Origin of the sequence: Desertivirga arenae, from assembly GCF_017355785.1 — a bacterium.
GTDB classification, from domain to species: Bacteria; Bacteroidota; Bacteroidia; order Sphingobacteriales; family Sphingobacteriaceae; genus Desertivirga; species Desertivirga arenae.
In genome coordinates, this window is the sequence record NZ_JAFEWE010000016.1 from 48,963 (window position 1) to 72,789 (window position 23,827).

12 protein-coding genes are annotated in these 23,827 nt (G+C 41.9%); all 12 read left to right on the forward strand.

Features of this window, described 5'->3' with window-relative positions; translation table 11 throughout:
- Nucleotides 1–45: 45 nt before the first annotated feature.
- Nucleotides 46–3,090 carry a SusC/RagA family TonB-linked outer membrane protein gene (locus J4N24_RS22080; protein WP_242691771.1) on the forward strand — a complete coding sequence of 1,015 codons (3,045 nt, stop codon included), beginning with the start codon at nucleotides 46–48 and terminating at the stop codon, nucleotides 3,088–3,090.
- An 18-nt stretch (nucleotides 3,091–3,108) separates the two neighbouring features.
- Complete coding sequence (locus J4N24_RS22085) at nucleotides 3,109–4,782, forward strand: RagB/SusD family nutrient uptake outer membrane protein (protein WP_207535927.1); 1,674 nt, start codon at nucleotides 3,109–3,111, stop codon at nucleotides 4,780–4,782.
- Between the two features lie 73 nt (nucleotides 4,783–4,855).
- Nucleotides 4,856–5,845: a purple acid phosphatase family protein gene (locus J4N24_RS22090; protein WP_207535928.1), complete on the forward strand. Its 990-nt coding sequence runs from the start codon at nucleotides 4,856–4,858 to the stop codon at nucleotides 5,843–5,845.
- A gap of 27 nt (nucleotides 5,846–5,872) precedes the next feature.
- Entirely contained in the window at nucleotides 5,873–7,120 is a 1,248-nt protein-coding gene (locus tag J4N24_RS22095) for an acyltransferase family protein (RefSeq protein WP_207535929.1), read from the forward strand.
- A 44-nt stretch (nucleotides 7,121–7,164) separates the two neighbouring features.
- Nucleotides 7,165–8,793: a sodium/sugar symporter gene (locus J4N24_RS22100; RefSeq protein WP_207535930.1), complete on the forward strand. Its 1,629-nt coding sequence runs from the start codon at nucleotides 7,165–7,167 to the stop codon at nucleotides 8,791–8,793.
- A 10-nt stretch (nucleotides 8,794–8,803) separates the two neighbouring features.
- On the forward strand, nucleotides 8,804–11,011 hold the full coding sequence (locus tag J4N24_RS22105) for an alpha-N-acetylglucosaminidase (RefSeq protein ID WP_207535931.1): 2,208 nt from the start codon (nucleotides 8,804–8,806) through the stop codon (nucleotides 11,009–11,011).
- A 75-nt stretch (nucleotides 11,012–11,086) separates the two neighbouring features.
- A complete protein-coding gene (locus J4N24_RS22110) occupies nucleotides 11,087–14,305 on the forward strand; it encodes a glycoside hydrolase family 2 TIM barrel-domain containing protein (RefSeq protein ID WP_207535932.1) in 3,219 nt (1,072 codons plus the stop codon).
- A 12-nt stretch (nucleotides 14,306–14,317) separates the two neighbouring features.
- Nucleotides 14,318–16,237 (forward strand): glucosamine-6-phosphate deaminase, encoded by a 1,920-nt coding sequence (gene nagB, locus J4N24_RS22115; RefSeq protein WP_207535933.1) that lies wholly within the window; start codon nucleotides 14,318–14,320, stop codon nucleotides 16,235–16,237.
- 323 nt (nucleotides 16,238–16,560) lie between these two features.
- On the forward strand, nucleotides 16,561–18,849 hold the full coding sequence (locus tag J4N24_RS22120) for a GH92 family glycosyl hydrolase (protein WP_369806254.1): 2,289 nt from the start codon (nucleotides 16,561–16,563) through the stop codon (nucleotides 18,847–18,849).
- Nucleotide 18,850: 1 nt separating this feature from the next.
- Nucleotides 18,851–20,323: a glycoside hydrolase family 28 protein gene (locus J4N24_RS22125; RefSeq protein ID WP_207535935.1), complete on the forward strand. Its 1,473-nt coding sequence runs from the start codon at nucleotides 18,851–18,853 to the stop codon at nucleotides 20,321–20,323.
- Between the two features lies 1 nt (nucleotide 20,324).
- Nucleotides 20,325–22,610: a GH92 family glycosyl hydrolase gene (locus J4N24_RS22130; protein WP_207535936.1), complete on the forward strand. Its 2,286-nt coding sequence runs from the start codon at nucleotides 20,325–20,327 to the stop codon at nucleotides 22,608–22,610.
- 218 nt (nucleotides 22,611–22,828) lie between these two features.
- Entirely contained in the window at nucleotides 22,829–23,770 is a 942-nt protein-coding gene (locus J4N24_RS22135; RefSeq protein WP_207535937.1) for an NAD-dependent epimerase/dehydratase family protein, read from the forward strand.
- Nucleotides 23,771–23,827 lie beyond the last annotated feature (57 nt).

Below are 23,827 nucleotides of genomic sequence, written 5' to 3' on the forward strand. Positions count from 1 at the left end.
GCTTCCATAGCAGTATTAACCAATTTAACGATCAAATATTTTAAGATGATGAGAATCGACCTTAGATGTACTATGGGCAGATGGATGAATTTTCTGCTTTTGTTTTTATTCTTTGCATTATCGGAAACTGCATTCGCGCAGACCGAACAACGTATTAGTGGTACAGTGGTAGATAAGGACGGGTTAGGTGTACCAGGAGTGAACGTAACCGTAAAAGGAACAAAAAAAATAACGTCAACAAGTGCTGCCGGGGCCTTTAATATAAGTGCCAAACAAGGTGACGTGTTGGTATTTACTGCGGTTTCTTATACTACAAAGGAGCTGGCTATAACCAGCCAAACAAGCTATAAAGTAGTATTAAATGACGAAAATAAAGCATTAAAAGAAGTTGTGGTAGTAGGATACGGAACAAGCAGTCGTAAAACACTGTCGAGCTCTGTAACTACGGTAAAACCAGAAGAGCTGAATAGAGGTGCCATTGCCGATGTAGGGCAATTATTACAAGGAAAGGTACCGGGACTTAATGTGAGTGCAAGTGGTGACCCGAATAAACCAGCTGCTGTTATTCTACGTGGAGCTTCTACAGTTAACAGTCCTGGAGCACCGTTCTATGTAATTGATGGAATTCCCGGTGCTGACATTTCAGCTATTGCTCCGAACGATATTGCTTCCATTGACGTATTAAAGGATGCCGCTGCTACAGCAATCTATGGAAACAGAGCAGCGAGTGGTGTAATTATGGTGACCACCAAAAGAGGTAAAAAAGGTCAGTCTCAGGTAACTTATAGTGGTTACATTTCTAACGAGAAAGTTAGTAGCGAGCTTGATCTAATGAATGCTGATCAATTAAGCGCATATGTAGCAGCAAACAATGCATCATTTTCACCAAATGATAGTTCTGGTTCAAATACAAACTGGATGGCTGCAATTCAGCGCTCTTCTGCTGTAGCCCACAATCACAACCTTTCTTTTAGCGGCGGATCTGAGCATAGTACGTATAGTGCGAGCATCAATTATTTCAAGAAGGATGGTATCCTCTCTAAATCATCACTAGAGCGTATTATCGGTCGCTTGAATATCGATCAGTATGCTTTGAAAGATAAGGTGAAATTCAGTTTGAATTTGTCGAACTCCAGCAGTAATTCAAATTATACACCATTACAGAATATTGTCTTGCAACAGGCAGCGAAACACCTTCCCATCTCTCCTGTAATGCGCAATAATGGTAACTATTTTGAAAATTTTAACACAACCGGGTATTATAACCCAGTTTCATTGATTGATAATGCTAAAGATGAAACGAAATATAATGTTTTAATAGGTGGTTTTAATACTGAGGTAAAACTCCCATTCGATTTAACCTACAACGTTAATTTATCCTACCAAAGAACAACTTCCCTGCATGGCGAATTTTACAATCGGTATTTTTCTCAATATCCTACTGCTGGATTTTATAACAATCCAGATCCTGGGATTGGTATTCAAAAAACCTTGATCGGCAATTTATTTGGGACCAATGGCTCAGCTTTGAGGAACACATTCCAGAATACAAATAAAACGTTAGAGACGTTCTTGACCTGGAATAAAAAGCTGGGTGACCATTCACTTACTGCAGTATTAGGTTATTCTTACCAGGAGAACATTTATGGCGAGGGTTTTCAAACGTCTAGCACAAACTTCCCGGCAGATAATATTGGTTATTCTAACCTTAGCTTGGGTAACCCTTATGCAATTCCAACTTACAGGATAAATGCCGGGGATGACCTTACTTACGGACAAATTAGGATGATATCTGATTTTGCCCGTCTGAACTATAATTACAAAGATAAATATTTGTTCCAGGGATCCATTCGTAAAGACGGAAGTTCTGCATTTGGAGAAAACAACTATTGGGGCTATTTCCCCTCTGTAGGTTTGGCCTGGAGAATTAGTCAGGAAGAGTTCATGAAGCAAATACCAGTGATCTCTGAATTAAAATTAAGAGGAAGCTACGGCGTAACTGGTAATTCACAGGGAATAGGCGCCTATAATGCGAAACTTCTTTACGGCATTTATGGTACTTACTATAACAATGGAGTTATGGAAGCCGCATATGGACCAACTCAGGGAGCTAATCCGGATTTGAAATGGGAGAAAACTACTTCAAAAAATTTAGGTTTTGATTTTGGAATCTTCAACAACAAGGTTACCGGTACCTTTGATGTTTACGAGAAAGATACAAAAGGAATGCTTTTCAGATACAATGTATCTAATGCACTGGTACCAGGCGGGGCCATCTGGTCGAATGGCGGAAGTATTAATAACAGAGGTATTGAATTTAGCTTAAGCGCAACCCCTGTAGCAAGCAAAAAAGTTAATTGGTCAACAAGCATTAACCTGGCAAGTAATAAGAATAAAATTACTAACCTTACCAGTCCTTATGCAAATGGAGATTCTATTGTATACACTCGTCCTGAAGGTCCTGGTCAATCTGGTGCGAGTCTTCAAATCCTGAAAGTTGGTTATCCGATTGGCCAGTTTTATTCTTTGAAATATGCTGGAAAGGATGCTAATGGCGTATCTCAATTCTACAATAGAGATGGATCTATCACTTCAACTCCGGTTAGTGGTACAAACTACTTTTATGTAGGAAGCCCTCAGCCTAAATTGATGATGGGTTGGAGCAATACCGTGAGATATAATAACTGGGATCTGAATGTATTCCTTCGCGGCACTTTTGGTAATAAAATATTTAACGCAACAAGAGCCGATCTATCTTTTGTAACTGCAGCTACGAGCAACAATTTATTAAATAGTGCAGCGGACGATAAGATCAACGATAACAAAAATTCCTTCTACTCAGATCGTTATATCGAAGATGGATCATATGTTCGTTTAGACAACGCTACTCTTGGATATAATATCAAGAAGTCTGTAAAAAACGTAAATAACATCAGGCTGTATTTCTCGGTAAATAATCTGTTCACCATAACTAAATACTCAGGAATAGACCCGGAAATTAATCAGGGAGGAGCTGCTCCAGGTATAGATTATAACAATTTTTATCCTAAAACCCGTACATTCTTATTGGGAGCTAACGTATCATTTTAAAAAAGAAGAAGATTCAAGATGAAAAAGATATTTAATGGAATAGCCAGTCTTTTAACCACGGCTGTATTGTTTTCTTCCTGTCAAAAAGTGGAAGTTGAAGTAACATCTGAGCTTACTCCGGAGGTTTTCCCTAAAACAGCTTCTCAGCTTACTGCAGCAACTGGACCGGTTTATATAAATTTAAGAAGCGATTATTCAGTAGCCTATTGGTTTTTGCAAAGTCTTTCAACTGATGAAGCGGTATTGCCGTTCTTTGGTTCAGACTGGGTGGATGGAAACCGTTACCTGGAGTCTCATCGTCATACCTGGACAAAAGATAATGGATCGGTTTCAGCTGTATGGAGTTACTTGAGTAATATTATTGGAACATCCAATCAAGCTCTTTCCATTATAGACCAGTCTGCTCCGGCCGGTAACGACAAGAGTACAACTCTTTCGGAATTGAGGACGATAAGAGCCTTGTCTTACTTCATGATGATGGACCTGTATGGAGGAGTACCTCTTGACACGGTTTATGGAAGCAAAGAATTAAAAGCAAAAGCGCCCAGAGCTGAAGTATTCAGTTTTGTTGAAAAGGAGCTGAAAAATGCCATACCTTATTTAAAGGGAATAACCGGAGCTAGTACCTATGGCAAGCCAACGAAATATATGGCATATGCAATGTTAGCCAAGATGTACTTAAATTCGGAAGTGTACACTGGAACGGCAAGATATAATGAGTGTATAGCGGCTTGCGATCAGATTATAAGCTCTGGTTTATATGCGGTTGAACCTGCCTCCACTTACTTACAACAATTTTATCCTACAAATGGTCCAAGCCAGAAGGAGTTTATTTTTGCAATTCCTTATGATGCGTCAACATCAAACGGTTATATGTTACATGCCCGTTATGACCTTAACCGGAATTTAGGTATCCGATATTCATATTCTGGATCAACACCAGGGACTTATACGAACCCTGTAATGAATTTAAATACCGGTAATGGACTGTTAAATGCCAGACCAAGCGGTCCGAGGATGACAACAGCAGAATTCTATGCTAACTTTAATGATCCTAATGACGTAAGAAACAAGCAATGGTTAAGCGGATTACAATATTGGCAGGATGGAAGTCCTATTATGGTAAGTACAACAAAGGGCGGCTACGACCAAACAGTAACAGGGGATGAAGCTAAAAAGCCCTACGTGTACCATCTTAATTTAACTCCACTTACAGGCTCGAGGTTTGGTGCAAATTCTTATGATCTTGGGAAGGATGAGATTGCCTGGAATACAGGTGTGAGGAACATTAAGTTCTATCCGGATTACACGAACACAGTTGGTAGAAATCAAAGTAATGATGTTCCAGTGTTCCGGTATTCAGACATTCTCCTTATGAAAGCTGAAGCAATTTTACGTGGTGGAACTCCTACCTTAGGAGCTACAGCTTTATCCCTGGTAAATCAGGTTAAAACTAACCGTACCACTTCTGGTGCTTATACTAGTATTAACCTCGAAGAGTTGTACAAAGAGAGAAGCAGAGAGTTTGCCTGGGAAAACTGGCATCGTAATGATATGATTCGTTTTGGAAAATTTGAAGGAACCTGGGGCCTAGGCAAAACTAATTCGGATCTTTATCGCCGTATTTACCCTATACCAACAACAGCAATGGCTACCAATCCTAATCTGGTGCAAAATCCAGGTTATAACTAAGAACTATAAATTACTAAAACTAAGTCTGCCTCCGGGCGAAAAGTCCGGAGGCTTTGTTTATCTTGTTCATATAATGCGAAAGCTATACCTTCTTGTTCCTGTTGTATCCTTTTTAAGTTCTATATTTTTTGCTACTGCCCAGGTACTGATTCGCGATAGTACTTTTGTACCTTCGGAAAATAAAGTACTGGTTAAAGAACCTCTGGCTCTTAATTTTATTGCTATGGGCGACTGGGGCCGGAACGGAGATGATCATCAGAAGGAAGTGGCCAGGCAAATGGGAAAGACTGCCCGCGATGTGAAAGCTCAGTTTGTAGTAGCAACAGGAGATAATTTTTATCCAAGCGGAGTGATCAGCAAAACTGACCCACTTTTTAAGTATTCCTTCGAGGATATTTATACCGATTTTTCATTGCAGTGGGATTGGTATGTGATACTTGGTAACCATGATTACAAGTCAAATCCTGACGCCCAGGTAGAATACTCATCTATAAGCAGAAGATGGAAGATGCCGGCACGCTATTATTCAAAGACATTTAATATCAATAATGATCCTTCCCAAAAGGTTCTTATGGTTTTCATTGATACTAATCCCCTGATTCCCGAATTTTACAAAAATGCTGAGTACGGACCGAATGTAAAGGGGCAGGATACAACTAAGCAAAAGCGATGGCTGGAGAAAACACTGCAAAGTGCGGGTGCTGATATTAAATGGAAAATAGTGGTAGGTCACCATCCAATGTTCACTGGCGGTAGCAGAACCGAAGGTTACGATACAAAAGCAATAAGAAATTCTTTGAAGCCAGTTTTGGATAAGTATGGAGTGGACGTTTATTTAACCGGTCATGAGCATAGTCTGCAATATATAAAGCCACCGGGCACTACACATCATTTTATTTCAGGGGCTGCTTCTGAAGCCACTTCGGCCCGGTTAATAGATCATAGTAAATTTTCTGCTTCAGACTATGGTTTTATGTTATTTTCTGTTACATCTAATCAACTACGTGTACAGGCAATCAATCATGAGGGAAAAATTTTGTATAACACACTTATAAAGAAATAACGATTCCTCTTCAATTAAAAGGTCAGTATGATTGAGTTAGCTACAGGTATTTCTGTTGACAATCCCCCGGTAACAAAAGTCAATACAAGACTATTGTCCCTGGATGCTTTAAGGGGCTTTGATATGTTCTGGATTATTAGCGGGGAAGAGATCTTTCATGGTTTTGCAGCTGCTATCAAGCAAAAGTACTCTTTGGTGCAGGACCCGGAAAGCTGGCAAATAGCTACAGATTCAAGATTATCTGTGTTAGAAAAGATAATGATCGGGATCAGTAATCAATTGCACCATTCGGTTTGGAATGGCTTTACATTTTACGATTTGATATTTCCCTTGTTTATTTTTATTGCCGGTGTTTCCATGCCCTTCTCCTATGCACGATACCTGGATGGCCATGAAATTAAAGGTAAGGGAACAAAACGGCAAATTTATGTTTCTCTAGTTAAACGTACGATTTTATTGATCGTATTGGGAATGGTAGTTAATGGATTGCTCAAGTTTCCGGGATACGAAAATACGCGTTTTGCAAGTGTTTTAGGCAGAATAGCTCTTGCTTGTTTTTTTGCAGCACTAATTTATTTAAATTGTTCGTTGAAAAAGCAGGTTATCTGGTTCGGGGTAATTTTGTTAGGGTACTGGGCAATGATGACTTTAATTCCGGTTCCTATTTATGGCAATGGAATATTTACTCCGGCCGGAAATCTGTCAGCATTTATAGATCGCTTATTACTTCCTGGAAAACTACATCGTCAGGTTTATGATCCTGAAGGTTTGCTATCAACTGTCCCTGCCGTGGGAACTGCATTACTTGGGGTATTTACGGGGCAGTTCTTAAGAACAAATGTTCCGATTAACTTAGAGTTTACTCCCGCCCGAAAGGGAGTAACAATGATTCTTGGAGGAATAGTAATGGTAGTTGCCGGCTTGCTGTGGGATTTACTATTTCCGATTAACAAGATCATGTGGACAAGTTCCTTTGTGCTTTTTGCCGGTGGCTTAAGCCTGTTAGTTTTTTCCATCTTCTATCTTGTGATAGACGTATGGGGATTGAAAAAGTGGAGCCAGCCGCTGATCTGGATCGGTACTAATTCAATTCTTATTTATCTGGCGGCTCACGGGTTCGTTAATTTTCAGGCTAGCTCAGAATTTATCTTCGGAGGGCTCATCAACCGGACTCCAGATGTACTCCATCATGCACTGATCTGGATTGGCGTGCTTATAATTCAGCTTTTCCTACTAAGGTTTCTATATTTAAGAAAAATGTTTATGAAGCTTTAAACTTCAATTAATTAAGCAATTATCAAACTAATCATCAATCAACAATGAACCAATTAAAAACCGCAGACTACATCGTCTTCTTCATCTACTTCGTCGTTGTTGCTTTTTACGGCTACTATGTCTATCAGAAGAAGAAGACTAAGGAAGTTAGCTCAAAAGATTTTTTCCTGGCAGAAGGCTCACTTACCTGGTGGGCAATCGGTGCGTCGCTTATTGCATCGAATATTTCAGCTGAGCATTTTATTGGAATGTCAGGTTCCGGCTTTGCTCTGGGACTGGCAATTTCATCTTATGAATGGATGTCTGCCGCCACGTTAATCCTTGTAGCGGTATTTATTATCCCCGTATATCTTAAGAATAAAATATTTACTATGCCTCAGTTTTTATCCAAGCGGTATAATGACAGTGTAAGCACCGTGATGGCTATTTTCTGGTTATTGGTATATGTATTTGTAAATCTTACCTCCATCATCTATCTGGGAGCATTGGCTATCTCATCTATTTCCTCGGTGAGCTTTGAATTTTGCATTGTTGCTCTGTGTGTTTTCTCCATGATTGTAACACTGGGTGGAATGAAAGTAATTGGTTATACTGATGTTATTCAGGTTTGTGTACTTATAATCGGCGGACTGGTCACTACCTATCTGGCCCTTACCTTACTGGCACAACAATATGGATTTGGAAAAGACATCTTAAGCGGATTGGCCATTCTGAGAAAAGAGGCCCCTGGTCACTTTCATATGATCTTCGATTCATCTAACAAGTATTATAACGAATTACCAGGCACCTCAGTAATTATTGGAGGGATGCTTATTAATAACCTTGCTTACTGGGGCTGTAATCAATACATCGTACAGCGGGCATTGGGTGCTGATTTAAAGACGGCCCGAAAGGGTATTCTCTTTGCGGCCTTCCTTAAATTATTGGTTCCTCTGATCGCTGTGCTTCCGGGAATTGTGATGTATGTATTGCATAATAAGGGAATGTTTCAGGCAGAGATGACCGACAATGGAGTTTTAAAGCCAGATCATGCTTATCCAACCCTTATGAATTTATTACCTCCAGGTTTAAAAGGAATCGCGTTTGCTGCACTAACTGCTGCAATAGTTGCTTCACTCGCCGGTAAGGCAAATAGCATATCTACCATTTTTTCCCTGGATATTTATAAGAAATACTTCAATAAGGAGGCGGATGAAAGGAGGATGGTGAGGGTTGGACGTTGGGCGGTAGTTGTAGCCATGACCATTGCAGCTATTGTTACACCTGCCCTGAAATCACTCGATCAAGCCTATCAATTCATCCAGGAATATGTGGGCTTTATTTCTCCCGGCGTATTGGCAATTTTCCTTTTGGGTTTTTTCTGGAAGCGTACAACCGCGAGTGCTGCTATGGCGGGAGCTTTACTTACGATTCCTTTGTCTACGATTCTTAAGTTTTTACCAGTATGGACAAACGGAGCGTTTCCTGATTACCCTTTCCTTGACCGGATGACCATTGACTTTGTGATCATATGTATCGTTATGGTTGCAATGAGCCTTCTAAGTCAGCCTAAGGAAAGCAATGAAACGGTAATTGAGGTTGACACTTCCATGTTCCGCATTCATCCCAGCTTTGCTTTTGGATCGGTACTTATTACCGGGATACTTACAGCTCTTTATACAATCTATTGGTAGTCGAACTCTTATGCGCTTAAAAAGATCTTTATTTTGCTTTATCCTACTTTTCCCTGCATTATTTGTGCAGGCACAGTCTCACCTGCAAGCAGGAAAGGAATTACTTTCAAGGATCCTGCCTGGTTATACCAGTCTATTTATTGTGGAAGACGCCCCTGGCTTGGCAGGAAAGGACGTTTTTGAGCTGGAAAGCCGCGGTAAAAAAATAGTCTTGCGTGGAAATAACGGAGGCGCACTAGCGTCGGGATTATATTACTACCTCACAGAATATTGCCACTGCCAAATCACCTGGAATGGCAGCAATTTAAAAATGCCTAAAGTATTACCGGCTATTCCAGGTAAGGTAAGAAAGGAAACTCCCTATGAATACAGGTACTACCTGAACTACTGCACCTTTAATTATAGTATGAGTTGGTGGGATTGGAGCAGATGGGAAAAGGAGATTGACTGGATGGCACTCCACGGAATTAATATGCCTCTCGCTATAACAGGTGAGGAGTATACCTGGTATTTGGTATACAAGGAGATGGGTTTTAGCGATGAAGACTTGAACGGCTTCTTCACAGGACCGGCGTACTTCTCCTGGTTTTGGATGGGAAATATAGACGCATGGGGTGGTCCGCTGCCATTAAACTGGATGAAAGAGCATTTTGAACTGCAAAAGAAAATCCTTCAACGGGAGCGTTCATTAGGTATGAAGCCTGTTTTACCAGCCTTCACCGGGCATGTTCCGGCTAGCTTTAAACAAAAATTCCCAACTGCAAAGCTAAAGAAAACTAATTGGACCAACGGTTTTGCTGATACTTACATACTTGATTCCGAAGATCCGATGTTTGCCCGTATTGGAAAGATGTTCCTCGAGAAACAAACGGAATTATTGGGTACAGACCATTTGTATTCTGCTGATACCTTTAATGAAAATGAACCGCCTTCTGATGAACCAGAGTTCTTGTCTAAACTAAGTGCAAGGGTATATGAAGGAATGCGTCAGGCAGATCCGGACGCGGTTTGGGTGATGCAGGGCTGGTTGTTCTATAGCGACAGGAAGTTTTGGAAAGAACCGCAGACTGAAGCTTTGTTGAAAGCCGTACCAAATGACAAAATGATCTTGTTAGATCTTGCGACAGAAATAGAGCCGGTATGGAAACGCACAAGTGCTTTTTATGGGAAACCCTGGATCTGGAACATGTTGCACAACTTCGGGGGAAATACTAATCTTTTCGGTCGTATGGACGTTGTAGCCCAAGCTCCGGCAGAGGCTCTTAATGATCCTAAAAGTGGAAATCTGAAAGGAATAGGACTCAGTATGGAAGGGATCGAGCAGAATCCGGTGATGTATGAGTTAATGATGGAGAACACATGGCGAAAGGAATCTATTGATCTTAATGAATGGCTCCCAAAGTTTGTGTACAATCGTTATGGCAGTAAAAATAAAGAAGCAATCAAGGCCTGGAATATTCTGAGAAAGACGGTCTATACGGTTCCTGCAGATAAGTATATTCGTGATGGTGCAGAGTCGATCATTCAGGCTCGTCCTACCACTGATAGTTCCAGCAGATGGGCAAAGACCAAGTTGAACTATGAGGCGACAGAGATTCTTCCAGCCTGGGATGCTTTGATAAAAGCTTCCGAATCATGCAAAAATAGTAGTGGTTTTCAGTATGATCTGGTGGACTTAAGCAGGCAGGTTCTTGCAAACCACGCTCTACCCCTTCAAAGAAAATTCGTTGCCGCCTATGAACAGCGGGATAAACAGGCATTTCAAAAATACAGTAAACAGTTTTTAGATCTGATCGGGGATATGGATAGATTGCTCGCCTCTCAAAAAGATTTTATGCTTGGTCCATGGGTTGCTGATGCACGTGCTTGGGGAAGAACCGAAAAAGAGAAAGCGATCTATGAAATGAATGCAAAAGATCTTATTACCCTTTGGGGTGATAAGGACTGTCCGCTAAATGAGTATGCATGCAGGCAGTGGAGTGGTTTATTGAATGACTTCTATAAGCCGAGATGGCAAAAGTTCTTTACAGCAGTTCGAATGGATCTGGATGGGAAAAAGCCTTTGAATAAAGAGGAGTTCGCCAAAGAGATCAAACAGTGGGAGTGGGATTGGGTAAATGCGAGGAAGGATTATCCTGTTAAACCTAGCGGAAATCCTGTTGAAGAATCGAAAAAGGTTTACCAAAAATATAGGAAACAGGTGGCAACCCTGTTTTAAATACAGATTGAATCTTTATTGACTTTCTTCCGGAAAGTTAATAGGAATACGTCGCAAATAAAATGTTTTTAATTCATGATGAAGTTCTACGGGCTGTTATTATCAGCAGTAATTAATTTTTCCCTGCAAAGTTTGGCACAGGTAAAAGCCACGGTAGATAGTGCTGGAGAGGCTACCGTGCCTGCAGAGATTGAGAACCCTCAAATCTTAGGCATCAATAAAAGCCTGGCCCATGCAACTTTAATGCCTTATGCAAATCTGGAAGAAGCTTTAAATGGTAATCGTCGCGCCTCTTCATATGCTAAAAGCTTAAATGGAAAGTGGAAGTTCAATTGGGTCTCCTGGCCACAAAAACGCCCGGAGGATTTTTATAAGCCTGCATTTGATGTATCCGCCTGGAAAGATATCGAGGTTCCATCCAATTGGCAGATCAAAGGGTACGGAACTCCTTTCTATCGCAACATTGGCTATACTTTTCAAAAGGATTTTCCTCGCGTAATGAGCACTCCTCCAGAAAATTATACAGCGTATAAAGAACGAAACCCTGTTGGAAGCTATCGGCGCACTTTTACTGTTCCTGCATCCTGGAAGGGAGGGAGAACATTTATAACATTTGATGGGGTAGATGCAGGGTTCTTCTTATGGATCAACGGAAAAAAAGTTGGGTATAGTGTTAACAGTCGCAACGCTGCGGAGTTTGACATCAGCTCTTATTTGAGACCGGGGGAAAACGTTATTGCTGTTGAGGTATACCAATACACTAGCGGTAGCTATCTGGAGGATCAGGATATGTGGCGGCTGAGTGGGATCTTCAGAAACGTTACCCTGTGGCGGGCACCTGAAACCCATATCCGTGACTTTTTTATAAAGACCGATCTCGATGAGAATTATAAAAACGGCACTACTTTGATTTCCACCAAAGTGATCAATTACTCTTCAAAGAGGATAAGCGGTAAAAAATTGCTTGCTACTATCTACAAGGGCCAGGATGTAATAAAGTCTGCCGAAGCACAGGTGCCGGAACTTGGAAAAGGGCAGGAGCGTGAGGTGAACTTAAGCATTCCTGTTACAAATCCTGATAAATGGACAGCTGAAACTCCATCTTTATATACCTGTGTGCTTCAATTAGTTGATAAAAATGGAGTATCGGAAATCTTATCGCAAAAGATAGGCTATCGAGAAATCGAGATCAAAGGAAGGGTATTCATGGTGAATGGCGTTCCTATAAAATTGAAGGGGGTTAACCGCCACGAGAACTGGCCTGAAGTTGGACATGCCATTACGGAAGCCCAGATGATCCGCGATATTGAGGTTATAAAGCAGGGTAACTGTAATCACGTGCGTACGAGTCACTATTCTGATGATCCACGTTGGTATGAGCTCTGTGACCAATACGGTCTATATCTGGTAGCAGAGGCAAATGTGGAATGTCATGGATTGATGGATCGTTTTAATGACGAACCTTTAATGAAGCAAGCGATCATCGATCGTAATGTGGCCAATGTTGAAAGTTTTAAAAATCATCCCTCGGTGATCATTTGGTCTTTGGGAAATGAGTGCGGAACAGGAGGAGGAAATTTCAGGACAGCTTTAGAGATAGTTAAAAAGCTTGATGAAACGCGTCCAACTCATTATGAGGGTTTTTCTCGCGACAAAACTAATCCAGCTGATCTGGATAGTAAGATGTATTCACCTATAATTCCTTACGAGAATCCAAGCTGGAAGCAGAAGTTACTGTCATCGGTAGAATTAATCGCCGCGGACACGAGTTTAAAGAAACCTTTCTACTTATGTGAGTTTGCCCATGCTATGTTTAATTCTATGGGTTCATTAAAGGAATATGGAGATCTGTTCGATAAGTATCCTTCCATTCTTGGTGGTGCAATCTGGGAATTTCAGGATCAGGGAATTTATAACAGAAGGGATCCTAAACATCCAATTCTAGCCTATGGTGGAGGATTTGGTGAGTTTCCGAACGATCATTATTTTATCCATAAAGGAGTAGTCAACTCAGAGCGGGAGGCAAAACCGCACTATCCCGAAATGAAATATGTTTTCCAATGGATAAGCGTTAAACCTGTCGATCTTCAGAAAGGCCTGGTTTCCATCCGTAACAAATATCAGTTTGTAAACCTGGATAGATTTGACGCAACCTGGGAGTTAAGTGAAAACGGTATTAAGCGGGATTCCGGAAAGATTGATATCAGTAACATTGGCCCCAGGTCTGAAAAGCAAGTTTTCCTTCCTTATTCTGAATCTGCAACCAACTCCGCGAGTATTTACCACATAAGGATTTCTTTTAAGCTAAAGCAAGATGAGCTCTGGGCAAAGAAAGGATTCGAATTGGCCTCAGAACAATTAGAGCTTCTGGCAAGTACTCGAGTTGCTGCAAAGAAAGATCTGGGAGGAGCTGCTAAAGGTCCCAAACTAATCGTTGAAGAAAAAAAAGATCTTATTTCTGTTAATGGTAGTATGTTCCAAGTGGTGTTTGATAAAGCAAAGGGGACGATCATTGACCTGGTAAGCAACAATAATAAATTGCTCAAAGAAGGAGGGGGACCGGTATTGCATTTATGGAGAGCTCCACACCAGGAGGATGACATCTATGCAGATAAAGGATGGAATGAGTATGGATTGAAAGAACTTAACTGGAAGAAAGAGTCTTTGGTTGTTAATAAGCTTCCTGCAGGGTCTGTAAAGGTTACTGTGGTGCTTAAGGGTTTAGGAAAAAAGGACTTTACTGTTAACCATAAAGTAATATATACCATAACTGCAGACGGAAGTATTAGGGTTGAAAATGAAGTTAATTCTACTAAACCTGAACTGGTATTAGCCAGAATGGGTGTAAGAATGCTTCTGGATAAAAGGTATGAACAGTTCAGTTATTTTGGCAGGGGCCCAATGGAGAATTACTCCGACCGTAAGAGTGGTTCTGAAATAGGCATTTATAAAAGTACGGTAATGCAACAATTCACTCCTTACGAGAAACCCATGGAGTGCGGTAATCACGAGGATGTACGCTGGGCGACTTTAGCAAATAATACCGGAACAACTTTGAAGGTTTTGTCTGATAACTCGCTTCTGCAAGTTGCCGCCCTGCCTTATACTGACGAGCAAATGGCGCCGGTAGAGTACCGGATTGACCTGCCCGAGAGTAATACTACAGCATTAAGCATCGGCTATAAAACACTTGGAGTAGGCTCGAACGCGTGTGGCCCCAAACCAATGCCTCAATACACCGTTACCGCTGCTCCTGCATCCTTTTCCTATATATTAAGCTTATCTGTTAAGTAATATCTGATCTGAATGTTACGATTAAATTTATTAGAAGAGACACGGTTTGAAAAATTACCGGTAAGGATTTTTGAAAGTGAAGCAGAGGCTTCAAAGGTTGTTGCAAGGCGAATTAGCGATTTGATTCTAACCAGACAGCAACAAGATAAGATGGCTGTGTTGGGGCTTGCTACAGGGGTAACGCCAATTAAGGTTTATGCAGAGCTGGTACGATTGCATAAAGAAGAAGGATTAAGCTTCAAGAATGTGGTTACTTTTAATTTGGATGAATATTATCCAATGAAGCCAGATGCAGAACAGAGTTACGTCACCTTTATGCATGAGAACCTTTTCAAGCATATTGATATCGACCCCGCCAATATCCATATCCCGGATGGCACCCTTGACCGGAACGAGATTGAAGCCTTCTGCCTGAACTATGAACAGCAGATCAGTGACCTCGGCGGACTGGACCTGCAAATTTTAGGAATTGGAAGGACAGGGCATATTGGTTTTAATGAGCCCGGTTCTGCACCTAATTCAGGAACTCGTTTGGTTACCTTGAACGACTTGACCAGAAGGGATGCAGCCCGTGACTTTGGTGGAAAGCAAAACGTACCTACCAAGGCCATCACTATGGGAATAGGCACAATTTTTAAAGCCAGAGAGATTATTCTAATGGCCTGGAACTCGAAGAAGGCCCCTATTATTCGAAAGGCTGTAGAGGGAGAAATTTCTTCTGAGGTTCCGGCAACCTACCTGCAGCTTTCAGAGAATGTTGAGTTTATCCTCGACAAGGATGCAGCATCAGACTTAACCCGCTTTAATGCCCCCTGGTTAGTAAAGGATTGCGTATGGAATGCGGCATTGATAAAAAAGGCGGTTACCTGGCTTTCAGAAAAAGTCGATAAGCCAATACTTAAGTTAACAGTTGAAGACTATAATAATAACGGTATGGCCCAACTCGCTACGGAGAAGGGGCCGGTGTATGATCTGAATATTGATATCTTTAACAAAATACAACAAACTATTACCGGCTGGCCCGGAGGGAAGCCTAACGCCGATGACTCCCGCAGACCGGAACGAGCCTTGCCGGCAAAAAAGCGGGTGGTAGTATTTTCTCCGCATCCTGATGATGATGTAATTTCCATGGGCGGTACATTTATTCGTTTGGCCGACCATGGTCATGATGTTCATGTAGCCTATCAGACTTCAGGTAATACTGCAGTCTGGGACGATGATGCTTTGCGATTCGTTGAGTTCTCGATCGACTTCTGTCGCAAACAAAATCTCGATCTTAATTGTCAGGAAGAGCTTTATCGGAAGATGAAGGACTTTCTGAGTGCTAAAAAACCAAATCAGCCTGACCTTAAGGAGATCCTGGAGATAAAGGGACTGATTAGAAAGGGAGAAGCTACCGCTGCAGCTAGATTTGTAGGTCTACCTGATGAAAATATTCATTTTATGGATCTTCCATTCTACGATCGCAGTAAGGTTTCGAAAGTAAAGGATCATGAGGATGATATTCAGCAAACTATGAACCTGTTAAAGGAGATAAAACCTCATCAGGTATTTGCTGCGGGCGACTTCGCCGACCCCCATGGCACTCATAAAGTCTGCTTTGATATTGTTTTAACTGCTTTGAAGCGGCTTAAGCAGACGGAAGACTGGGTGAAAGATTGTTGGTTATGGTTATACCGCGGAGCATGGCATGAGTATGCGATACACGAGATTGAGATGGCTGTTCCTTTGTCTCCCCAAGAAGTGGAGCGAAAGCGCTTCGCTATTTTTAAACACCAGTCCCAGAAAGACCGGCCGGTATTCCCGGGTGATGACTCAAGAGAGTTTTGGGTTAGGGCAGAAGATCGTACGCGTGAAACTGCAAATGCCTACAATCAGCTTGGGCTGGCAGAGTATGAAGCGATAGAGGGTTTTTCGAGATGGCGTTTCTAATGAAGCTTGTTTTAAAGCCACTAGAAGAAAGATAAGCATTAATGTTACTTCAAGGCTTTGTGCGGGGGTAGAAGTGCTTTACTTCATTTGAAATAAAAGAACTTTTACTTAATCGGTTTCGTAATTAATTGCTGCCTGGCTGAACCTCCTAAGCTTTCATATTTATATTTTAGCAGTATCAATTATAAGCTTTAGGTTTGGTGAACCTTTAGTAAGAATAAACTTTTTTAATCAATCAGGCTCCTCTTTGAGCTTCCTGTAAATGAACAATGATGCTTATCGGAAGCTGGAACGATCTATATATTCTTTGATGAAATCTTAAAGTGAATAAGAAAAGGCTCCTCATAATCGTTTCGTTTGCAATTCTGACCTGTATGAAAGTACAGGCTCAGGATATTGTCTCTTATGTTCAGCCCCTGTCGGGCACTGCACCTGCCACTACCAAGGCTGCTTTGAAACATGGCAACGGCACTGAATTGAATGCGAATACTATTCCGGCAGTAGGATTGCCTTTTGCTATGACTCAATGGACAGCGCAAACCCGGCAAACCGAAGTAAAGTGCCAGCCGCCTTACTTTTATAAAGATTCCTTGCTTTCCGGTTTTAGAGGAACTCATTGGTTGAGTGGTTCCTGTACGCAGGATTATGGCAGCTTTACTATCATGCCTATAAGCGGCACTCTTAAAACCCTCCCGCAGGAATATCAAACACCCTTTTCCCATAAAGAAGAGGTTGCGGCGCCTCATTACTACCGGGCAAGTTTACCTGGTTATAATCTGCTGGTAGAGATGACGGGTACTCTTCGCTGCGGCTTTTTTCAAATTACAGCTAAAAAGGCTGATAGTGTTTATTTGCTGATCACTCCAAACAGTGACCAGGAGAAAGGCTTTGTTAAAGTGGATCAGAAGAAGGGCCTGATCTGGGGATACAACCCTGCTCACCGCATTTATCAGGGTTGGGGAAAACCGGCCGGGTTTAGTGGTTATTTTGTGTTGCAATTAGACCGCGGCTTTAGTCGCTCAGGAACATACAGTGAAAAGGAAGTATTTGAAATTGATAGTATCAGGAATGGAAAAAATATTGGCGCTTTTGCTGGCTTTACATTAAAAGCAGGAGAGAAGCTGAGGGTTAGAGTGGGTACTTCCTTCAGCAGCCTGGAAGGTGCATTGCTGAATCTACAGACAGAAGTTAAAGACTGGGATTTTGAAGCGCTTACCCAACGCAATAAAAAGGTATGGCTGCAGGCTCTCGGACAGATCAAGGTGGAAGGAAAGGATGTGAAAAGTAAAAAAATATTCTACACTTCGATGTACCATACGATGCAGCATCCGAGATTGTTTAATGATGTAGATGGAACTTATCCTGAATTTTCTGGTAATTACAAGCTAAACAAGATTGCCAAGGGCAGTTATTATGATGATTTTTCGATGTGGGACATTTATCGCGCTCACCTGCCTTTATTTGAGATCCTGCAGCCAGAGTTGATCAATAGTAGTGTCCGTTCGATGGTGCTAAAAGGACAACAAGGCGGTTGGTTACCCATCTTTCCCTGCTGGAACAGCTATACCGCAGCGATGATAGGAGATCATGTAACAGCATTCATTGCTTCCGCTTATGTCAAAGGCATTCGCGACTACAACCAGCAGGAAGCTTATAGATTGATGCGGCAAAACGCTTTTGCCCAGTCATCCACGCAGGATTATAAAGACGGCAAGGGGCGAAGGGCCCTGGAGTCGTATTTGAAATATGGTTACATTCCAATGGAGGATTCTGTGGAGGAAGCTTTTCATAAGAAAGAACAGGTAAGCCGTACCCTTGAATACGCTTTTGACGATTATGCATTGGCTAAAGTCGCGGAGGGATTGAATAAGAAGGAAGATCACCAGGCGCTGATCCGGCGCAGCTTGAATTACCGGAACGTCTTTGATCCTGCAGTAAATATGGTTCGTGGCCGGTACATCGATAGGACTTGGTATCAACCCTTTAAAGCCACAAGTAAGGAACCCTATATTACCGAGGGGACACCACAACAATATACTTTTTATGTTCCGCATGATGTGACCGGTTTGGCTTCTCTAATGGGAGGAGCGGAAAAGTTGGAGTCCTCCCTTGATAAGCTTTTTGATGGCGGGGAGTATTGGCATGGAAATGAACCAGGGCACCAGATCCCTTTTATGTACAACTTTACTCCATCGCCCTGGAAAGCTCAGTTGAGAGTGAAGCAGATCCTGGAGGATGAATACGGAGAGGGGCCGGGTGGCTTAAGTGGAAACGATGATGCCGGGCAGATGTCGGCTTGGTACGTATTTTCAGCCCTTGGCTTCTATCCATTGAATCCCGTTTCAGATCAATATATGTTAACCGCTCCTTTGTTCGATAGTTATAACATAACCGTACGGGGTGGCAAAAACTTCAAAGTCGTAGCCCATCGCAAATCTGGGAACTCCCACTTTATATCCTCCGTAAAATTCAACGGCAGGCCATACTTTAAAAATTATTTCACACACAGTATGATCACTAATGGTGGATTGCTTGAAATATTTTTAAGCAAGGAACCAAACAGGAATTGGGCGATTAAAGAAACTGACCAACCGATATCCCTTAGCAAATAATATGAGAAATAGATTTTTTAGAAATTATATCCTACTGCTTCTACTGATTGCAAGCCATCCTCTGCTAGCTCAGAAGAACTTATCAAAATCTCGGGAGTTCAGTATTACAGATTATGGTGCTGTGGCTGAACTGAAAAAGGATAATGCCAGAGCTATTCAGAAAGCAATCGATGCCTGCTCGTCGGCAGGGGGCGGAAAAGTTATAGTTCCCGCTGGAAAAGTGTTCATGGCCGGACCGTTTGATCTGAAGTCAAATATAGAACTGGTTGTGGAAGTGAATGCTGGAATTTTGGCTAATCCTGACGAAAGTGTTTATAAGAAGAGTGCCTTCCGGGACAATAAAGGAGAGGGTACTATTTGGATCGGAGGTGAGAATTTAAAAAATGTAACCATTTCCGGATCGGGGTTCCTCGATGGGAATGGGATCTCGTTTATGGGAGCCGAATTGGAAGATTCTTACGTACTGAAACCCTTTGACGTCATTGACCCTCGTCCTCATTTATTGACTATAGTAGGTGGTCAGAATATCCGTATTCACGATCTTATCATTCGAAACTCAGCCTATTGGACAGTTCACCTCATTGGCTGCGATGATGTGGCTATCGATAACATCACTTTATTAAACAGTTTGAAAGTGCGTAATAGTGATGGCATTGACCTGGATCACTGCAAGAATGTTCGTATTACCAATTGTTATATAGAATCGGGAGACGACTGTATATGCCTGAAAAATCGCCGGGAGTATGAAGAGTTCGGGCCATGTGAAAATATCACCGTAAGTAATTGTACAATGACCTCTCGCTCCTGCGCCATTAAAATTGGTTCGGAGAATATGGACAGGATCAGTCACGTAGTTATTAATAACTGCATCATCAAAAAAAGTAACAGGGGTATTGGGATCCAAAACAGGGACGAGGGGACAGTGACAGACGTGATCTTTTCAGATATCATAATAGATTCTCATTTGTTTTCAGATGTATGGTGGGGTAAGGCCGAACCTATTTATGTAACCGCTTTTCGCAGGGCGAATGGTAATCATAAGGATGCCAACTGGCGTTTCCCCAAGGGGAAAACAGAAGGTAGCGTGGGTAATGTGAGCCGCATTTACTTTAGTAATATTAAGGGGGTAAGCGAAAATGGTATTTATGTTGGAGCTGAGTCTTCAGATAAGATTTCAGATATTGTTTTTGATCAGGTAGATCTCCATATAAACAAAACTACAGATATAAAAGGTGGGGTTTATGATCGTCGCCCATCAAAAGTTGAAGGCTTACTTATGGGAAGCACTTCAGGTTTTTATTTGGATAATGCCAGCAATATCACTATTCGTAACAGTTCTGTGAAATGGGGGGAAAATAAGCCGGAATATTTTAAGCACGTCCTGGAAAGCCATGGCGTTAATAATCTCAAGACAATAAACCTCGAAGGCGAGGCTGCTTTCCCGGGAAAAGCGGAGGCCATTAAAAAGTACTAGGATGTTCAGGACTATTTTCCATATCGTTGTTGCTTTTCTTTACCTTCTTTCTTTCTCGAAAGAGGCCAAGTGTCAGGATTATAGATTTGTGAAGTATGTTGATCCATTTATAGGTTCTGAGGGACTTGGAAATGTCTTCGTCGGCCCTTCCTGTCCATATGGGATGGTAAAGCCAGGTCCTGATGTTAGTAAAGCTTCAAATAGTGGTTATTCACCCGACAAGGATATTCCACTGTATGGTTTCAGTCAGGTGCACGTAAGCGGAACCGGAGGTGGTCCTAAATACGGTAATATTTTACTGATGCCCTTTTCTGGGAAACCTGATCAGATCAGGCAAGAGTCGTTTAGAGATCAGGAAAAGGCCGATGCTGGTTATTATAGCGTATTCCTTAAAGATTATGGGATCAAGGCTGAGCTAAGTGCTTCAGAGAAAGTAGCGTTTCACCGCTATACTTATCAAACGGATAAAGCCAGGTTAATTAAAATTGATGCGGGTGAGTTTTTAGGAGAACGGCCGATCCCAGATTCCAGGGAGGCGCAGCAATTTGTTGGGTCGGAGATTGAGGTTGTTTCAGACACTGAAATAAGAGGTTATAGTCGCATAAGGGGAGGATGGAATAATGGCGCAGCCTATACAGTCTATTTTTACGCTATTACAGACAAGCCTTTTTCAGAGTTTTCGACCTACAAGAACGGTAATTTATACAAGGGTATTAAAGCCCAGGCCGATGACGGAAACAAAACCGGGGTGCTCCTTAGCTTTGGTCAGGATCCTACTAATGTTATACAAGTAAAAGTAGGAATTTCTTTTGTAAGTAGCCTTAAGGCCCGTCAGAACATTGAAGCAGAAGTACCGCACTGGAATTTCGCAAAGCTCCTTTCGGAGACACAAGGCAAATGGGAAGAGCTTCTAAAACGAGTAGAACTTGATAAGTCAGCCTCTTTAGAACAAAAGAAAATGTTCTACACGGCACTGTATCATACTATGTTGATGCCGGTTGACCGCTCAGGGGAAAATCCATTATGGCAAACTGTTCCTTATTATGACGACTTCTATGCTATTTGGGATACCTTCCGGTCTTCGAACCCCTTAATTACACTGTTAGATCCGGAGCGGGAAGTAGCAATTGTGAATTCTCTGCTTAATATTTATCAGCGTGATGGTTACATGCCCGATGCAAGAAGCGGTAACAGTAATGGGCGCACGCAGGGAGGCTCAAATGCAGAAGTTTTGATTGCCGACGCCTATGTGAAGAAGTTAAAAGGCATTAACTATAACCTTGGGCTGGAGGCAATGTTAAAAGACGCTACCGTGCCGCCAGGAGGAAACGAAGAAAAAGAAGGACGTGGAGGTTTAACAGACTATAATACTCTTGGTTATGTTTCTAACCGGTTCGTTCGCGCAGGTAATCGTACACTCGAGTATGCATATAACGACTATTGCCTGGCAATAGTAGCAAAAGGGTTAGGGAGAAATGGAGAGTACCAGCGGTTTATCAAACAGTCTGATAATTGGAAAAACCTATGGAGGCCCGTTACCGATCATGGTGCTACAGGCTTTATAATGCCAAGAGATCCTTCTGGAAAATGGATTGACAGCGTGCAATGTGTTGAAAGCAATGGTAGGATCACCTATGTGCCTTACACCCCATTGGCGCAGGAGTGGCCCATCTGTGTTTGCTGGTGGTGCGGCTTTTTTTATGAAGGAAATTCATGGGAATATTCTTTTTACGTGCCGCACAATATAGCTGAGCTGGTAAAAGCATCGGGGGGACCGAAAGCTTTTAAAGAAAGGCTTGATACTTTTTTCAAGAATGGATATTATACTGTTAGCAACGAGCCTGCCTTCCTGACTCCGAACTTGTACCATTGGGTTGGAAGGCCCGACTTAAGTAGTCAAAGAATAAAGCAGATCATCAAGGAAAATTATAATAGCTCGCCGAGTGGCCTACCAGGAAACGACGACTCAGGTGCAATGTCTTCCTGGCTGGCTTTTCACATGATAGGTTTATTTCCTAATGCAGGGCAATCATATTATCTGATTAATTCTCCAGCGGTGAAAGAAACAGTGCTGCACCTTCCGGGAGGCAAAGACTTTAAGGTGATCGCAAAAAATCTATCAGATAAAAATGAATTCATTCGGCAAGCGTGGTTGAATGGTAAGCTTTTTAATCAGGTCTGGATCGAACATGAAGATATTATTAAAGGGGGTGAGCTGGTGTTGGAGATGGACTCTCAAGCCTCTGCTTGGGGAAGTCGGAATGCTCCTCCATCTTTAGCGCCCTAATTTTCGAATGTCTAAATGGCAATTTCTTTGAATTACTATTCAATTCTATCGGTCTATCAAGCAGGGGTACTGATTGGTGTACACCATCGAAAATGGTTAACTGAGCTTTTACCTCGCCAATTTATTTGTGATTAGTAATCAATCTACGTGATTTTGTTGTTCTCTTCAAAAGGAATTAATTTCTCTTGAAGCCCTTTCAAAATTACAGGTAGAACAGAATGAGCACAGAACGTATTTTAGTAATAGGAGCCAACGGTCAGATCGGTAAAGTACTTTTTCCAGCTTTGCAGGAATTATGGGGGAAAGACAATGTAACTGCTGCAGATATACGGCCAGTATTTGATGGAGAGGGGATCTTTGAAGTTTTGGATGCTACTGAACCTAAAGCAATATATGCGTTGCTATCCAGACATAAGATCACTCAGGTTTATCATTTGGCTGCTATCCTTTCTGCGAAGGCTGAGGAGAACCCCTTGAGCAGCTGGGAAATAAATACCAGGACATTGTTGAATGTCCTTGAGACAGGGCGGGAGTGTAAAGTGAGTAAGCTCTTTATTCCAAGTTCAATTGCTGTTTTTGGTCCTTCCGCTCCGCGCACTAAGGTTCCTCAAAATACGTTTTTGGATCCTTCTACTGCTTATGGAATCAGTAAAGTAGCCACAGAGACCTGGATAGCTTATTACCGCCGTAAATATAACCTTGATGTACGATCCATTCGTTATCCGGGCGTCTTAGGGTATCAATCGATGCCTGGTGGTGGAACAACCGATTATGCGGTAGATATTTTTTACAAGGCTGTTAAGGGAGAGCAATACACTTGTTTCCTCGAAAAAGACACGCGACTGCCGATGATCTATATGAATGATGCAATTAGGGCTACATTGGAATTGATGCAGGCTTCTCCTGAAAATCTTAGTGTTGACATGGCGTACAATGTTGCATCGCTTAGTTTTACTCCTGAAGAATTGGGAACGGCAATACGTAAGTACATCCCTGCTTTTCAGATCACTTACGTTCCGGACTATAGACAAACGATAGCCCACAGCTGGCCCGAAAGTATAGATGATAGTGTGGCGCAAAAGGATTGGGGATGGCAACCGAAATTTGGGTTAGATGAGGTAGTTAGGGATATGCTGGAACATTTATCAAATCATTCTTGAGCTTAGCAAAAAAAATGCTATCTATGTTTTAACCAATTTAAGTACTAACCACGGGCT

Bases quoted from the DNA above. Each gene is read 5' to 3' on its own strand.
- J4N24_RS22080 (WP_242691771.1), top strand. From the start codon at position 46: ATGATGAGAATCGACCTTAGATGTACTATGGGCAGATGGATGAATTTT.
- J4N24_RS22085 (WP_207535927.1), top strand. From the start codon at position 3,109: ATGAAAAAGATATTTAATGGAATAGCCAGTCTTTTAACCACGGCTGTA.
- J4N24_RS22090 (WP_207535928.1), top strand. From the start codon at position 4,856: ATGCGAAAGCTATACCTTCTTGTTCCTGTTGTATCCTTTTTAAGTTCT.
- J4N24_RS22095 (WP_207535929.1), top strand. From the start codon at position 5,873: ATGATTGAGTTAGCTACAGGTATTTCTGTTGACAATCCCCCGGTAACA.
- J4N24_RS22100 (WP_207535930.1), top strand. From the start codon at position 7,165: ATGAACCAATTAAAAACCGCAGACTACATCGTCTTCTTCATCTACTTC.
- J4N24_RS22105 (WP_207535931.1), top strand. From the start codon at position 8,804: ATGCGCTTAAAAAGATCTTTATTTTGCTTTATCCTACTTTTCCCTGCA.
- J4N24_RS22110 (WP_207535932.1), top strand. From the start codon at position 11,087: ATGATGAAGTTCTACGGGCTGTTATTATCAGCAGTAATTAATTTTTCC.
- nagB (WP_207535933.1), top strand. From the start codon at position 14,318: ATGTTACGATTAAATTTATTAGAAGAGACACGGTTTGAAAAATTACCG.
- J4N24_RS22125 (WP_207535935.1), top strand. From the start codon at position 18,851: ATGAGAAATAGATTTTTTAGAAATTATATCCTACTGCTTCTACTGATT.
- J4N24_RS22130 (WP_207535936.1), top strand. From the start codon at position 20,325: ATGTTCAGGACTATTTTCCATATCGTTGTTGCTTTTCTTTACCTTCTT.
- J4N24_RS22135 (WP_207535937.1), top strand. From the start codon at position 22,829: ATGAGCACAGAACGTATTTTAGTAATAGGAGCCAACGGTCAGATCGGT.